This window comes from Armatimonadota bacterium, assembly GCA_022563855.1.
Classification (GTDB): domain Bacteria; phylum Armatimonadota; class Fimbriimonadia; order Fimbriimonadales; family Fimbriimonadaceae; genus JADFMN01.
The window spans coordinates 209,416-226,291 of sequence record JADFMN010000005.1 but is presented as its reverse complement, the minus strand read 5'-3'; the positions used below and the strand labels follow the sequence as shown (position 1 = coordinate 226,291).

Annotated in this window: 9 protein-coding genes; 7 read left to right on the top strand and 2 right to left on the bottom strand. The window is 62.0% G+C overall.

Annotation, left to right across the window (positions count from 1 at the left end; genetic code table 11):
- Positions 1-265 precede the first annotated feature (265 nt).
- Positions 266-988, top strand: a complete 723-nt coding sequence (locus tag IH944_08585; GenBank protein MCH7904605.1) for a DUF2071 domain-containing protein — start codon at positions 266-268, stop codon at positions 986-988.
- A 32-nt stretch (positions 989-1,020) separates the two neighbouring features.
- On the top strand, positions 1,021-2,259 hold the full coding sequence (locus tag IH944_08580; GenBank protein ID MCH7904604.1) for a metallophosphoesterase family protein: 1,239 nt from the start codon (positions 1,021-1,023) through the stop codon (positions 2,257-2,259).
- Between the two features lie 799 nt (positions 2,260-3,058).
- Here the strand turns inward: IH944_08580 and IH944_08575 are convergent.
- Together IH944_08575 and IH944_08570 are read right to left on the bottom strand one after the other, a co-directional pair.
- A complete protein-coding gene (locus IH944_08575; protein ID MCH7904603.1) occupies positions 3,059-4,489 on the bottom strand; it encodes a cyanophycinase in 1,431 nt (476 codons plus the stop codon).
- Between the two features lie 70 nt (positions 4,490-4,559).
- Positions 4,560-7,193: a glycosyl hydrolase gene (locus tag IH944_08570; protein MCH7904602.1), complete on the bottom strand. Its 2,634-nt coding sequence runs from the start codon at positions 7,191-7,193 to the stop codon at positions 4,560-4,562.
- A 46-nt stretch (positions 7,194-7,239) separates the two neighbouring features.
- Between IH944_08570 and hutH the strand changes: the two genes are divergently transcribed.
- From hutH to IH944_08545, 5 genes are all read left to right on the top strand, one after another.
- Complete coding sequence (gene hutH, locus IH944_08565) at positions 7,240-8,739, top strand: histidine ammonia-lyase (protein ID MCH7904601.1); 1,500 nt, start codon at positions 7,240-7,242, stop codon at positions 8,737-8,739.
- A gap of 704 nt (positions 8,740-9,443) precedes the next feature.
- Positions 9,444-11,090 (top strand): urocanate hydratase, encoded by a 1,647-nt coding sequence (gene hutU / locus IH944_08560; protein MCH7904600.1) that lies wholly within the window; start codon positions 9,444-9,446, stop codon positions 11,088-11,090.
- Positions 11,083-11,997 (top strand): agmatinase family protein, encoded by a 915-nt coding sequence (locus IH944_08555; GenBank protein MCH7904599.1) that lies wholly within the window; start codon positions 11,083-11,085, stop codon positions 11,995-11,997. The genes hutU and IH944_08555 overlap by 8 nt, the downstream gene beginning before the upstream one ends.
- A gap of 252 nt (positions 11,998-12,249) precedes the next feature.
- On the top strand, positions 12,250-13,494 hold the full coding sequence (locus IH944_08550; GenBank protein ID MCH7904598.1) for an imidazolonepropionase: 1,245 nt from the start codon (positions 12,250-12,252) through the stop codon (positions 13,492-13,494).
- Between the two features lie 42 nt (positions 13,495-13,536).
- Positions 13,537-16,872 carry a DUF1553 domain-containing protein gene (locus tag IH944_08545; GenBank protein ID MCH7904597.1) on the top strand — a complete coding sequence of 1,112 codons (3,336 nt, stop codon included), beginning with the start codon at positions 13,537-13,539 and terminating at the stop codon, positions 16,870-16,872.
- Positions 16,873-16,876 lie beyond the last annotated feature (4 nt).

Here is a 16,876-nt window from a genome sequence, read left to right as displayed (position 1 = left end):
CAACCTCGCCGAACGAGCCCGGCTCTCCGAGCGTGCTCTCCCAACAGCGGCTGAGCACGGCGCCGACTCTTCCACAGGCCAGCAGAGCTAATTAGACTCAACCAAACTTGCGGACGGGGCTTGAAGGTGCGTCGACCGCGTCGCTGTCGCCTGGTCGTCGTCTGCCTTTGCCGTCGCCGGGATAGCAATTGGCGACTACTTGGCGACCATTGGACGACGCCCCGCCAAACGTTCCACCCAACCTCGCTGTATACTCTCAGTGAGAGTGAACATTCCTGTCGTGCACGGCGTGATCGACCGCCGGATTCTCGTGAACTACCGAATCGATCCCGAGGTTCTGAGCGGAGTGTTGCCGGACCCGTTCCGACCGAAGACGGTGGGCGGCTACGGGATCGGCGGCGTCTGCCTAATCCGCCTGAAGGGGCTCAGGCCGCGCAGAGCTCCAGCCGCATTCGGGATTTCGTCCGAGAACGCCGCGCATCGGTTTGCGGTCGAGTGGGACGAGGACGGTTTGTCGAAGGAGGGGGTGTACATCCCGCGGCGAGACACCTCTTCGCGGCTCAACGTTCTCCTCGGCGGGCGTCTGTTTCCCGGATACCATCACCTTGCGAAGTTCGACGTGCAGGAGGGCGGTGGTCGATACCGTGTCGAGATGACCAGCGACGACGGAGGCGCCAAGCTCATGGTCGATGGCAAGATTGCGGACCGTCTTCCGCAATCTTCGGTCTTCCCTTCGCTCGAAGAGGCTTCGTCGTTCTTTGAGGCGGGTTCGCTGGGTTACTCTGCGTCGCGGAGTGCGGGGACTTATGACGGCCTGGAACTGATGAGCGTGAATTGGCTGGTCGAGCCGCTCGATGTCGACGTCGTCGAGTCCAGCCTGTTCGATGACGAGTCGAAGTTTCCGCCGGGCTCGGCGGTATTCGACTGCGCGCTACTCATGCGCGACATCGACCACGAGTGGCACGAGCGTAAGCCGCTCCGTAGCTGACGCGGTCGCTCCAAACGTGACAGAATCACGCCATGCTTGCGTCCACCGTTCTGTTCCTGGCTCTTGCTCCGCACGTCTCGCCGACGACGCCTCACCGGATATTGCTGACCTGGTCCGGAGATCCGGCGACCTCGGCCAGCGTCACATGGCGGACAGAGGCACCGACGGAAGGAGCCGAGGGTGAGATCGCGCCAGCCGACGCGGATCCGGCGTTCGTCCAAGATGCAACAAAGACCATCGCGAACTCTCAGCCACTGACAATCGGTGAGACAACCGTCCACTACCACACAGTCACTTTCAAGGACCTGACGCCCGAGACGCTCTACGCCTACCGGGTCGGAACGCAGGAGGAATGGAGCGAGTGGGTGCAGTTCCGCACCGCCAGCGCAACGCCCAAGCCGTTCACGTTCATCTACTTCGGCGACGCGCAGAACGACCTCAAGAGCCTGTGGTCGAGGACCGTGAGACAGGCGTACCGGCACGACGCCCGCGCTGACTTCATGATCCACGCCGGCGACCTGGTCAACTCGCCGAACGCCGACGGCGAATGGAGGGACTGGTTTTACGCAGGCGGCTGGGTGCACAGCATGCTCCCCAGCATCGCTGTGCCAGGCAACCACGAGTACCGCTGCGGAAAGCTAAGCGACTTCTGGATCCCGCAGTTCGAGTTCCCGCGCAACGGCCTTCCACAGCTGCCGGACACCAACTACTACATCGACTTCCAGGGCGCGCGCATCATCGCGCTCGACTCGAACCGGCTCATCGAGGAGCAGGCCGCGTGGCTCGATGGAGTGCTAAAGGACAACCCGAACAAGTGGACGTTCGTGACCTTCCACCACCCGATCTTTTCAACCGCGCAAGGCCGTGACAACCCGGGCCTTCGCGCGGCGTGGCAGCCGATCCTGGAGAAGTACAACGTCGCTCTGGTGTTGCAAGGGCACGACCACACGTACGGTCGGCGCAACGTTACGACCGGCTTGTCGGCGGTCAATGAGGCGACGGGGACTGCGTACGTGGTCTCTGTGAGCGGGCCGAAGATGTACACGGTCGGCGACGAGGCCAAGCGCACGATGCAGAAGACCGGCGAGCGCAAACAGCTGTACCAGATCATCCGAGTCAACGGCGACACGGTGCAGTACCGCGCGTATTTAGTGACCGGCGAGCTGTACGACGCATTCGACTTGCGCAAGAACCCGGACGGAACGAACACGTTCGTTTCTGTGACTATTTCGCAGACGGCTGACGGCACGTCCTCTGCTGTCGCCTGGTAGTCGTCTGCCTGCGACGTCGCCTAGTTGTCGTGCATTATTCATCAGTAAGCACCTCTCCCCCTGAGGGAGAGGCTGGCTAAGGGGGTCAAGCGATACAGTCCCATCCGATTAAACTCTGGCTCCAGAATCGAACCGAAAAAACGAAAGGACTTTCTCTGTTTCGCCCCCTCTCCTCAATCCTCCCCCTCGAACGGGGGAGGAAGCCACTTGGTCTCCCCGACGACTACCTGTCGACAACCAGACGTCGCACCGCAAGAGTAAAGGACTTCGTCTGATTGGACCCCATCCTTAATCTTTGCGCGGCAAGACTCTCCACTGGAGAGGTCTTGGCGGCAAATCCCGAGGCTCCGGGATAGGAGGCTCCTTAGAAAACCCTCCCGCGGCCTGCGGGCTGTCTCTCGCAGCGCGCTCTGGTGGCCGGGGGAGGCTAGGAGGGGGCTAGAACACTGTGGACTGCAGAGTCCACATGCCGGGTTGCGGTCCTTCGACAAGCTCAGGAAAGAGCCCGCGCTCCGATACATGGGGGTCGCAATGTCGTCCGGGTGACTACTTGGCGACGATTTCCTTGCGTTCCTTCAGGTCGTACATCTTACATCCCTCCACACTCGAAGTGTGGAGGGTACTTGTGCCGCCAAAAAACCCCTTCCTTCCATGAGTTTGGAGGCATGAACAATGAAAGGACTTTGTCGGTTTCGAACCCCCTCCTCAATCTTTGCGCGGCAAGACTCTCCACCGGAGAGGTCTTGGCGGCAAATCCCGAGGCTTCGGGAGAGGAGGCTATCTGGTGACAATTCGGCGACTACTTGGCGACTACTTGGCGACGCTCCTTAAGGTCGTAGGTCTTCCCTTTCTCTAATCTCAAGAAGTCTGTCTCGCCAGTCGGGGTAACTCTGTAGTCGTAGAAGTGCACCGCGCCGGTGCCGACGACTTCCGCGACAACGCCCTGCACGATGATCGCGGTGCCTTCGTCGATGCCGATGCCGAGCACTTGCGGATACGCCTTCATCAACTCGGTCATGTCCTTCTGCCTACCGCGCTGCGTGAAGTGCTGATCGACCGCCGCGCCGGGGAGGAATCCGAGGCCGCGCAGGTAACCGGGCGCGATGATGTTCAGGTTTCCGAGCGGATCGCCGCGCGCGAGGAACTCCGCCTGGATGGACGCGCCCGCCGACGAGCCGCCGATAACCCCGCCTCTTTTCAGCACGTCGCGCATCAGGTCGTGCGCCTTCGTGTCCATGTAGCTGTCGACGAGGTTCCACTGGCGCCCACCGCCGAACCAAACACCGCCCGCGTCCTTCAGCGGTTCTAAGAACTCTTCATCCGTATCCGATTTCTCACGGTCCTTTGTGTGAATCCAAGTGACGTTCTTCGCCCCTCGCCCCCGCAAGAGCCGCACGAAACCGGGCTCCTGTGAAATCTCCTCTTGGAACGAGCACGGCACGTAAACGATCCGCGCGTCCGGACCGCCAGCCTCTTTGATGAACCGCTCGATCAGCCCGTCGGGGATTCCGCCGCCGCCAACGATCATCAGCGTGCCGCTCGGCACTTCGGGGGTCTTGGCAACCGGGAACGCGGGCATCGTCCGATCGAGCGCGCGACGTCGGAGCGAAACGAGATCAACTCGACCGCCTGGAGAGACGACGATCTCCACCGCGTCCATCCCTCCGCCAGCGGCTAGGCTGAACTTGGTATCGCCGCTCCCGATCACGCGTCCGAACCGCCCCACGAACACGATCGCCGCCCCGTCTCCCACGTCCATTTGCACCGTGCCTACCGACGAGCTATCGCTGCTCCCGGCGATCTCGACGTACGGCAGCAGCGCCTTGAACCTGCCCGTGCCGAGCAGCTCTTCCGATATGCCGACGACGCCTCCCTTCTCTTTGATCGCCTTGAGGGCGTTGCGCGCGCTCGCCGTTCCGACGAAGAGGCCGTCGATCCAGACCGAGTCAGCTTTAGCGAGATCGGCCGAGTCAAACACGGAAACAACCTTTGCGTTCGACGTCTCCGCCCACGTCGCGCGTGCGTCGTCTGCAGTCGATGAGATGACGAGAATCTGTCCATCGCCGGCGAGGCGCTTGAAGTGTGGACGCGCATCGTCCTTTGCCTCGTCGCCGCCCCAGACGATAATCGACCCGCGAATGATCGGCTGCGGCCAATCGGTCTTGCCCTGGCCAACAGCCAGCGCGGCGACGACAACGATAAAGAGAGACAGAACGAGTTTTCTTCGCATCACAGAATCCTAAAGTAATCCTACCGCCAGATGATTTCGCGTATCACCACAGTTTGTCGCAGACCATCAGCTACGAGTCCATCGCCAGCACTTCGACCTCGACGCTGGCGGTCTCGTCGCCGGCCTTCAGCTTCACTTTGTACACGCCCGGTTCGACGAAGAACGTCTGCCCCGGCTCTTGGTTCTTGTCCGCCAGTTGCAATTGCTCTTTCGGCTGCAAGTCCCATACGACACGGTTGAGCCCTGGCGCCGCCGGACCGGTGAGCTTGCGTACCTCGTTGCCGTCCGCGTTCTCGATCACGATCTCGACTTCGTCGGCTTCGTACTCGCCGACCCAGTAGTTGATCATCGCACCGAGCGGCCTGTTCTCGCCTCGGAAGATCTGATCGGTCCACAGCCCGCCGTAATTGAGGAAGTAGCGCGGCTTTGCGGGCAGCGGATCGAACGCGTGCAGCTTCGACTTCATGACCTTTGCGTCGAGCTGGCCGAACATCGAAGCGTCGTCCATCACCCAGATCGACCGGCCGTGCGTCCCCAGAATCAGGTCAAGCGTTCGCGGGTGCTGCTTGATGTCGTCGACGGGGGTCGTCGGCAAGTTATCGCACTTTAGCGAGACCCAGTTCTTGCCGCGGTTTGTCGTGACGTACATTCCGTTTTCCGTGCCGCAGTACAGCACGTTCTTGTTCTTCAGGTCCTCGCGCACGACCTTCACGGACCAGCCTTTGGGCAAATCGCCGGAGATATCGGACCAGCTCCTGCCCATGTTTGTCGTCATCAAAATGCACGGGTCCATGTCGTCATCTCTGTGGCCGTCCACGCTAGCGTACGCCGCGCCCTGGGTGTGGTGCGACGCCTCTATCCTGCTGACGTACCGACCGCCGACTTGACGCGGAGTCACATCGCTCCAACTCTTCCCGTCGTCCGTCGTCACGTGGATCAAGCCGTCGTCGGAGCCAGACCAGAGCAAGCCTTTCTTCAGAGCGCTTTCCGCCAGAGTGACCACCGTGCAGTGCGTCTCTGCGGTCGATCCAGTCGTATCGGACTTCTCATTGTCGTTGGTCGTCAGATCTGGGCTGATCCGCTTCCACCTGTCGCCCCGCTCGGTCAGTTTGAAGACGTGGTTCCCGCCGATGTACAGCGTCTTTGGATCGTGGGCGCTGACGAGGAACGGGCTGTTCCAGTTGAACCTCACACGCGGCTCGCCCTCCGCCGGGTGCGGTGCGACGCGGCTGAACTCACCGGTGCGCATATTTACGCGGGTAATGTTCCCGCCTTGCCACTCAGCGAACACGACGTCTTCGTCGGTCGGATCGAACTCCGCGTGAAAACCGTCGCCCCACAGCACAAACTTCCAGTCGAAGTTCGTGATTCCGGTTTTCGGCGCATCGGGATCCTCCGCCTGGCGCGTCCCGCTGCTCGGGCCGACCCACGTTCCGTTGTCCTGCAGCCCGCCGATGATTCGGTACGGATCTGAGTCGTCGAACGACACGTTGTAGAACTGCCCGACGGCCATGACGTTGAGGAACTGCCACTTCTTGCCCCCGTCGAAGGTTTGGTAGATTCCGCCGTCGCTTCCGTTGACCACGTGATCCGTGTCGCGCGGGCTAATGATCAGCGCGTGCATGTCGACGTGCATCTTGTCGCCGAAACCCCGCCGGAACGTCTTGCCGCCGTCGTCGCTGACCTCGGTGTACCAACCGAGCTGATACACGCGCTTGCTGTTCTTCGGATCGAGGTAGATTCGCCCGAAGTACCAGCCCCTGGGCGTGCGGACCGACAGCCGTTTCCACGTCCGGCCGCCGTTCTCGCTGCGGAACACGCCGCCAGATCGGCTGCGGTCGTCCCGGATGTCGCGCGTGCCACCTTCTTTTGATTCGACCGTTGCGATGAGCACGCTCGGGTCTTTGTCGAAGATGTCGATCCCGATTCGACCCGCCGTTTTCGGCAGGCCCGTCCTCAGCTTTCGCCAGGTCTTGCCGGCGTTCGTAGATTTATAGATTCCTCCCTTTGCGCTACCGCTCGCAAAACTGTGAGCGGATCTGCGCCGGTAGAACATGCACGCGTACACCGTGTTGGGGTTCTTCGGATCGATGTGGACGTCGCAGCATCCGTGATCGTGATCTATGCGCAACACCGCCTTCCAAGTCTTCCCTCCGTCCGTGGTTTTGTAGACCCCTCGCTCGCGGTTCGCGCCCCACAGGTGGCCAAGCGCGGCGACGTAGCAGGTGTCCGGGTCGCGCGGATCGATCGCCAAGCTCGGTATGTCGTGCGTGTTCTCGAGTCCGCAGTGCGTCCACTTCTTGCCGCGGTCTGTTGAACGGTAGACGCCGTGGCCCCAGCTCGACGAATTGCGGCTGTTGCCTTCGCCGGTGCCGACCCAGATGATCGCGCCCCGTCCCTTCTCCTCGCGCTTGCGCTTGCCCAGCTTCTTGTCTTCCTTCGACCAGCCGCTCCAGTCCGCAGGCGCGTCCGCAACACCGACAGAGCCGATGCTCGACGTGATCTCTTTGTCGAAGATCGGATCGAACGTCACGCCGCGATTCTCCGTTCGCCACAGGCCGCCCGACGCAAACCCGGCATAAAAAGTCTTGTCGTTCCCAGGCTCAAAGCAGAGCGCCGAGACCCGCCCGCCCATTGTGCCTGGCCCGATGCTGCGCCACTTGATTCGTCGAAGGTCGGTCGTGAGTAGCTCGCGTTTTGCCATTTTTCTCTTTCGTGAGTTTGGCACAGCAGAATGGTAATCTCGCTACATGATCTCGGTCAGCGGCGATCCGATCGTGCTTGAGGTGCTGGAAGACGTCGTTTACAACGGCTCTCAGGTGTCGTTGGACCCCGCCGCCATCGACCGGATGACCGATTCGCGCCGGGTGATCGAACGGATCGTCGCGACCGACGAAACCGTGTACGGCGTCAACACGGGCTTCGGGAAGCTCAGCTACGTCCGCATCCCAAACGAGGAGTTGGGCGAGCTCCAACTCAACCTGGTGCGCAGCCACTCCTGCGGCGTCGGCGAGCCTTTGAGCGAGCCCGAAGTGCGGGCGATGCTGCTGCTCCGAGCGAACGTGCTGGCGGTCGGCCTCAGCGGCGCGCGGCCGGTGGTCGCCGAGACGCTGATCGCAATGCTGAGCGCTGGCGTGCATCCGGTGATTCCGTCGCGCGGATCGGTCGGGGCTAGCGGCGATCTTGCCCCTCTCGCGCACCTGGCTCTGGCTGTGATCGGCGAGGGCGAGTGCTTTTACCAAGGTGCGCGCGTAGACTCGTCCGTCGCGCTCAAGAAGGCAAAGATCAAGCCGGTGGTGCTTGAGGCGAAGGAGGGGCTGGCGCTTTTGAACGGCACGCAGGCAATGTCGGCGGTCGGCGCCCTCGCGTTGGCGCGAGCCCGGCGTCTCGTCTGGCTGGCGAACGGCGCAGGAACGATGACGCTGGAAGCGCTGCTCGGAACGCCGGTGCCTTTTGATCCGCGAATCCACGCGGCGCGTCCTCACGTCGGGCAGATCGCTGTGGCAAAACACCTTGCCGAACTGATGCTCGACAGCGAAATCCGGGAGTCGCATTTCGAGGGCGACGAGCGCGTGCAGGACGCGTACAGCCTTCGGTGCATGCCGCAAGTCCACGGCGCGACCCTCGATGCGATCGACCACGCAGTGCGTATCACCGAAATCGAGAGCGGATCGGCGACGGACAACCCGCTTGTCTTCGCTGAGACCAGCGAGGTGTTGTCCGGCGGCAACTTTCACGGCGCACCGCTCGCCGGGACGTTCGACTACGTGGCGATAGCCGTCACCGACCTTGCGAGCATCTCCGAGCGGAGGATCGACCGCATGATCACTCCGGAGATGAGCGAAGGGCTGCCGCCGTTTCTAACGTCCAATCCCGGCACCGGCAGCGGGTACATGATCGCGCACGTCGCGGCGGTGTCTCTGCTGAACGAGTGCAAAGTGCTGTCGCATCCGGCGAGCGTCGACAACGTTCCCACGAGCGGCGGCAAGGAGGATCACGTCAGCATGGGCATGATGTCCGCGCTCAAACTCAAGCAGATCGTTGGAAACGCCGAGACGGTCATCGCCGTCGAGCTGATGGCAGCCGCAGAAGGGCTCGAGTACCGAAAGCCGCTCAAACCCGGCCCTCGCGTACAGGTGATCTACGACCAAGTGCGCGAGATCGTGCCGTTCTTGGACTCGGACCGCCCGCTCTCTGGGGACATCGAACGGCTGACGGCTGCGATCCGCGACCGGCGATTTCTAATCTAGCAGCGCTGGCGATTCGATCCGCCAATCCCTCTCCCGCTCCTCGGCCGCCCGACCGGTATTCGCAATCGTGAGTGGGAGAGGTTAGGTGAGGGATTCGGAGCGCGGACTCTCTCCTGAGCTTGTCGAAGGACCGCATCCCGGCCCGTGGACTTTTAGTCCACGGCAGACAGGCTCTACGACGACAGGATGCCCAACCATCCAGCAGAAAACCTGCGACAGCGATCGGGCAAGATGCCCGAGCCACGCACGGCCAGGATGGCCGTGCCACCTTCTCAGTGCAATCGAGAACGATCCCGAACTCCCGAACCTCAAAGACGAACGGCGCGGTAGCCCGTGAGTCAAAGGCGCGGTAGCCCGTGAGTCAAAGGCGCGGTAGCCCGTGAGTCAAAGGCGCGGTAGCCCGTGAGTCAAAGGCGCGGTGTCGCATGATCCTTCGATCCGCTCAGGATGACGCGCCACGCTCCAACGCGGGGCTCCGGGTTTCAGCCTCCTCTCCCCTGGAGCGAGAGGATTGAGGTGAGGGGGTCGCAAGCGGAAACACACTGCAAGCCAAAGCCAAGGTCGCCCAGGAGAACGACCCTCCATCGGAACACGTAAGTCGGAAGTCCCGAGTCCCGAGTTACGAGTCACGAATCCCGAAAACAAACCCGAGCCAATCCGAACTCCCGAACCCCCGAACTTCCGAACCCCAGTAAAATACGGCCATGTCGATCAGGACGCCAGTTCGTGCGCCGCGCGGGACAGAGATTTCGTGCAAAGGCTGGCAGCAGGAGGCCGCCCTGCGCATGCTGATGAACAACCTCGACCCGGAGGTCGCCGAGAACCCGGACGAGCTGATCGTCTACGGCGGGACCGGTCGCGCCGCTCGGTCGTGGGAGGCGTTCGACGTGATCGTCCGCACGCTGCGAAACCTCGAGAACGACGAGACGCTTTTGATCCAGTCGGGGAAGCCTGTCGGCGTTTTTCAAACGCACGAACACGCGCCGCGCGTGCTGATTGCGAACTCTAATTTAGTCGGTCGCTGGTCGAATTGGGATCACTTCAACGAGCTAGAAAAAAAAGGGCTGATGATGTACGGCCAGATGACCGCCGGCTCGTGGATCTACATCGGCAGTCAGGGGATCGTGCAGGGCACTTTCGAGACGTTTGCCGCGTGTGCGCGCAAGCACTTCGGCGGCTCTTTAGAAGGCAAGCTCGTCGTCAGCGGGGGCATGGGCGGAATGGGGGGCGCGCAACCGCTCGCCGCGACGATGGCGGGCGCGAACTTCATCGGCGTCGAGGTCGATCCCGCACGGATCGAGAAGCGTCTGAGAACCGGCTACTGCGACCGCGTGGCGCACACATTAGACGAGGCCTTGACTATGATCGATGAGGCTTCTGAGCCGGTCTCCGTCGGGCTTGTTGGAAACTGCGCCGACGTGCTGCCTGAAATGGTGAAGCGTGGGCTGGTGCCCGATATCCTGACCGACCAGACAAGCGCGCACGACCCTCTGAACGGCTATGTGCCAAACGGAATGACCCTCGCAGAAGCACGCGACTTGCATAAGTCTAATGCTGAAACCTATACAAAGAAGTCGATTTCAGCGATTGGCGAGCACGTCTCGGCGATGCTCTCGTTACAAAAAGCAGGCGCTATCACCTTCGACTACGGCAACAACATCCGTGCGTTCGCGGTCGAGGCGGGTGTGGAAAACGCGTTCGACATCCCCGGCTTCGTGCCGGAGTACATCCGGCCGATGTTCTGCGAGGGTCGCGGGCCGTTCCGGTGGGCTGCTCTCAGCGGCGATCCGCAGGACATCGCAGTGACGGACAAGCTTGCGCTGGAGCTTTTCCCCGAAGACCAAACGCTCAGTCGCTGGATGAAGCTCGCGCAAAGGAAGATACGGTTCCAAGGTCTTCCCTGCCGCATCTGCTGGCTCGGTTACGGCGAGCGCGCAGAGTTCGGCGTCGCCATCAACGACTACGTGCGTGATGGAAAGATCAAAGCCCCGATCGTGATCGGCCGCGACCACCTCGACTGTGGCAGTGTCGCGTCGCCAAATCGCGAGACGGAGAACATGCTCGACGGCACCGACGCGGTCGCCGACTGGCCGCTGCTAAACGCGATGCTCAACACCGCGAGCGGGGCGTCGTGGGTCTCAATCCACAACGGCGGTGGAGTCGGCATCGGCTACTCGCAGCACGCGGGCATGGTCGTCGTTGCCGACGGAACCGACGCGATGCGCACGCGCATCGAGCGCGTCCTAACCACCGACCCCGGCACCGGCGTCATCCGCCACGCCGACGCAGGGTACGAAGACGCTAAGCGGTTTGCAAAAGAGCACAACGTGCGGGTGCCGATGGATGAGTAATTACGAAGACCCGCATTGGCCGCGCGCAAGCGCATGGCTGACCGGCTCGTCCTCCGACAGCACTGTCGGGACGCTCGGGCTGATCGGTGCGCCGCTGAACCACTCGATCTCGCCTGGTCGTTGCGACCTTGCGCCTGCGGCAGTGCGAAAGGCGATGCACCGGCTGAGCACTTATGACATCGAGAACGGCGTCGAGGCGATGTCGCTGGCGTGCAAGGACTTCGGCGATCTGCCGATTGCAGCGATGAAGCCGGAAGAGGCTTTGGCACCGATCAGCGATGCGGTACGCGGGGCATTGGCAGAGTGCAGCGCCGTCGTCTTGCTCGGCGGCGACAACGGGATCACGCGCCCTGCGATGCACGGGCTCGGCGTTCCCTTGAACCGGTGCGGCCTGGTCACACTCGACCAACACCTCGACCTGCGCACTCTCGAAGGCGGGTTGATCAACGGCAACCCCGTTCGCGCACTGCTCGACGACGGACTTCCAGGCGAGAACATCGTACAGATCGGAATCGCGTCGTTCGCTAATTCAAAGGAGTACAAGCGCATCGCCGACGACGCAGGCATAGCAATTACGACGATGGACACCGTGCACGAAACAGGAATCGACGCGACGATCGAAAACGCGCTGGACTCGATCGCCGAAAAGGCAGACGTGATCTACTTCGACCTCGACGTAGACGTACTGGATCGCGCGTTCGCCCCCGCCTGCCCCGGCGCGCGACCGGGCGGGCTCTTGCCCTCGCAGGTGAAACGCGCCGCGTTCCTCATGGGCCGCCACCCGAAGGTTAAGGCCATGGACCTCGTCGAAGTCGATCCAGAGAAAGATATCAACGACACCACTTGTCTAGCAACTGGAATGTTCCTCCTGTCGTTCGCATGCGGTCTTGTCGCGCGTCTGCGATAGCAGGCATCGCTGGACAGCCGGTGGCAACGATAGAACCCTCCACACTGCGAGTGTGGAGGCATGGCAGCGCTCGGAGCGCGGACTCTTTCCTGAGCTTGTCGAAGGACCGCATCCCTGCCTTTGGACTCTCAGTCCAAAGCAAGTGACAACTCACTAAAGGTCGCCCAGGAGAACGATCCCCCAAAGCTCGTGCTACTGCGCCGTGGAAAGCTCCGACGCGTCGGAGCACTCCCAAATGCCAAACTTGTGCCGATGGCAGGCACTTTCGCGTTGACGAACTGCGGACAGGTCGCGACCTGTTCCGAGGCAGGAGTGATCGAGGACGCGACGGTGCTGGTCTCGGACGGGGTGATCGTAGCCGTCTCAGAGGGCCAGCAAGTTCCGCCGGATGTTGAGACTATAGACGTCGGCGGTCGCGTCGTCACGCCGGGGCTGATCGATGCGCACACGCACGCGGTGTTCGCCGGGAGCCGGGTGGACGAGTACGAAATGCGCGCAAAGGGCGCAAGCTACCAAGAGATCGCAAGCGCGGGCGGAGGGATCAAGGCGACGATGCGCGCCGTCCGCAAAGCGACCGAAAGCGAGCTGTTCGACCAGTCCAAGAAGCATGCCGACTGGATGTTCCGATCCGGCACCACGACTGCAGAAATGAAGAGCGGGTACGGGCTGACGCTCGAAGACGAGCTGAAGATGCTACGCGTCATCAAGCGGCTCGATGAAGAAACGCCGATCGACACACAGGCGACGTTCCTCGGAGCGCACGCCGTGCCTCCGGAGTTCGACGATCGCGCGGCGTACATGGATTATCTTTGCGACGCGATGATGCCCGCCGTCATGGAACAGGGCATTGCGGTCGCGGTCGATATGTTCGTCGAAGACGGGTACTTCTCGCACGAAGACGCCGAGCGGCTCGCAAATTGCAGCGCGGGTCTCCAGACCTGTATCGGCGACGAGCGCGGCTCGCGGGGACGCTCGCCCTCCCTGCGGTTAAGGCTGCACGTCGACCAGTTTTCGACCGGCGGAGCAGTGCTGGCGGCGCGGCTCAACGCCAGCACCGCCGACCACCTCGAGCAGACGACCGACACGGGAATAGAAGCCCTCAAAGAGAGCGGAACCATCCCGGTGCTCCTCCCCGGAAGCGTTTACGCGCTCGGACTGGGCAAGTATCCCGACGCAAGGAAGATGATCGACGAGGGCCTGCCGGTCGTGCTCGCCACGGACTTCAACCCCGGCTCATCGCCGACCCCTAGCCTCCCCATGATCATGTCGCTCGCATGCACACAAATGGGCATGACACCCGCTGAAGCCCTGCTAGCCTGCACCAAAAACGCAGCAACGGCCCTCGGCTACAAAGATCGAGGACAGATCAAGCAAGGAACGGTCGCCGACCTAGTCGCGTGGGACGTCGACGACTACCGCGAAATCCCATACTTCTTCGGCGTAGACCACGTCCACACTATCTACAAGAACGGCGAACGGGCGATTTTCCGTGCCTAACGTTGCTTGCAGGCCCAAAGTTGCGCTTTACTGATAGAGGATATGGAACGGCGGCGAATCATGTGGAGCAACCTGCGCGTACCGATCGCGATCGCGACGACGCTGCCGCTCCCTATCGCCTTGCTCCTGGCTGCCGAGCGCCAGACTCCAGTCAGCTTCGAAAAGGAGATCAAGCCGATATTCGAGGCGAAGTGCCTGCCGTGCCACAACTCGATCCAGGCGCTGGGCGGCCTCGATATGGACTCAATCGCCGGAATTCGAGCTGGCGGCGACAACGGTTCGATGATAATCGCAGGAGACCCGGCTGTGTCGTTGCTTGTGCAACGAATTAACCCGCGTTCACGCCTGCCGCTCATGCCTGCACCCGGCGAACCGCTCCCGGCCAACGAGATCGCGCTCATCCGCCGCTGGATCGAAGAAGGTGCGAGCACGCCCGATCCGACGGTGAGCTTCCCGCAAGACGTGCTGCGCCTGCTCAAAACGAGCTGCACTAGCTGCCACTCAGGCGACGACCCCGCCGGCGAACTCGACCTTTCAACTGCTCGCGGTGTGAGGTTCGGGGGCACAAGCGGCCCGCTGTTCGATCCCAGCGCCCCCGAAAACTCGCTGATTATTCGACGGCTCAGAGGACTTGACGGTCTGCCGCAGATGCCGTTCGGCTTCAAGCCGCTGGAGAGCGAGCAGATCGAGATGCTCGAAGAGTGGATTCGTGAGGGCGGCCCGACGGTTGGAATAGACCCGACGACCCACTGGGCGTTCACGCCCCCGGTGAGACCGCCCATTCCAGAAGTCTCGGACAAGGGCTGGATCAGAAATCCGATCGACGCCTTCGTGCTTTCGCGCCTAGATGAAGAGAAGCTCAAGCCATCGCCCGAGGCGACCAAAGAGACTTTGATCCGAAGGCTCAGCCTGGACCTCGTCGGCCTCCCGCCCAGCATTGAGGAGATCGACGCGTTCCTCGCCGACGACAGCCCGAACGCATATGCAGACGCCGTTGAACGACTGCTCAGATCACCGCACTACGGCGAGCGGCAGGCGCAGTTCTGGCTCGACCTCGCGCGCTACGCCGACACCAACGGCTTCGAGGCGGACCGCAGCCGGGTCGCGTGGCTGTACCGCGATTGGGTGATCAACGCGTTCAACGACAACATGCCGTACAATCAGTTCACGATAGAACAGATCGCCGGCGACCTGTTGCCCAATGCAACGATCGAGCAGCGAGTCGCGACCGGGTTCCACCGCAATTCGATGTGGAACGGCGAGGGCGGCGTCGACGCCGATGAAGGGCAGTTCACCGTCGTGCTCGACCGTATCAACACAACCGGGACGGTGTGGCTCGGAGCGACCATCGAGTGCGCCCGCTGCCACGATCACAAGTTCGATCCGTACACGACCGAGGACTACTACCGGATGTTCGCGTTTTTTAACAACAGCGACACCGAGAGGCGAGGAGACCGGAACGTCGGCGCCGAAAAACTGTACGAGCCGCTCATGCCGACGCCGACTTGGGAGCAGGAGAAGAAGCGCCTCTTCCTCGAAGGAGACCTCTATGCGCTTCAACTGGACGACGGCCCGATTTCCACCGAGGACATAGTCTTGAAGCATGCGCAGATGGTTGCAGCGACGAGGAATCTCCTGGGCGGAACATGGACTGCGATCACCGATGAAACAGTGACGTCGAGCGGTGGAGCGACGCCGGAGAAACAGCCAGACGGCACGTGGCTGCTGACCGGAGAAAACCCGGCGAAAGACACGATCACGGTAACCGGCACGGCGAATCTGGACGAAATCGGTGGACTGAAGATTGAGGCGCTCAAGATCGGCGACAAGGGCCCTGGCCGTGTCGACCACGGCAACTTCGTCCTGACCGGGATCACGCTGAGGATCAACGGCGAAAAAATACAGTTTGCGCAAGCGTTCGCCGACTACACACAAGTCGACTTCGACCCCGACCGGGTCATCGCACACGATGTGTCCAGCGGCTGGGCGGTCGCGCAGCAGTACGGCAAAGACCACGTCGTCATCTTCGATCTCCCCGAAACTCTGAGGGTAGAGCCGGACGCGAAGGTAGAGGTCACGATGGAGTTCAATTCGAGGCATGTCCAGCACACGATCGGACACTTCCGCGTGCTGCTCTCCCCTTGGGCTCAGCCGACGTTTGAGCTTGTATCGGCCGATGCGCTCAAGGAGATCTACCGCGAAGGAACAAGCGAGGAGCGCAAGAAGGAACTCATGGGCGTGCTCGCGTCTCGCAGTTTGCTGACGCTCAACAACCGGCGAGCGATCAAAGCGAAGAGCGCCGAGCTTGCGATGCTCAAGTCGCAGATACCGTCGGCGATGGTGATGCGCGACAGGCCGACCGACGGACCGGTCACGGCAAACATACACACGCGCGGCGAATTTCTCAGCCCCGACCGCGAAGTGACTGCCGACACGCCCGCGTTTCTCCCGCCGATGGCAGACGGCTTGCCGAAGAACAGGCTCGGGCTTGCGAAGTGGCTGGTCGACGACGAGAATCCGCTCTCCGCCCGCGTGCAGGTCAATCGCATTTGGCGGCAGTACTTCGGTCGAGCGTTGGTCGAAACAGTAGAAGACCTCGGCACGCAAGGTGAACAGCCGACTCACCCGGAACTGCTCGACTGGCTGGCCGTCGAGTTCGTCGAAAGCGGATGGGACATGAAGCACATCCACCGCCTGATCGTGAACTCCGCAACATACCGACAAGTGTCAACGACGAACGCAGAATTGATCGACAAAGACCCCGAGAACCAGCTATTCGCGCGCGGTCCGAGGTTCAGGATGGACGCCGAGATGATCCGCGACAACGCGCTCGTGGTCAGCGGCCTGTTCAGCCCAAAGATCGGCGGGCCCAGCGTGTTCCCCTATCAACCGGACGGAATTTGGGACAGTCCGTACAACGCCGACCGGTGGAAGAGCGCGGACGACAGCGACCGTTACCGGCGCGGGCTGTACACGTTCTGGAAGCGCACCTCGCCGTACCCGTCGTTCACGGCGTTCGACGCGACGAGCCGAGAGGTTTGCACAGTACGGCGGATTCGCACGAACACGCCGCTACAGGCGCTGGCTCTGCTGAATGACGAGGCGATGATGGAGGCGGCGCGAGCGCTGGCCAAGCGAATCGTGAGCGAGGCTGACAGCGTCGAAAAGCGGATAACGCGAGGCTTTCGGCTGTGCACGGCTCGCCCGCCGACACGACAAGAACACCAGCGACTGTTGCAACTTCTAGAGCAGCTACAGGCGCGCTTCTCAGACGCCGAGGCGATTCCGGCTTCGCTGGCAGACGATCCCGAGATGGCCGCGTGGACGATGTTCGCGAACTCTCTGCTGAACCTTGACGAGACTATCACCAAGGAGTGACGAC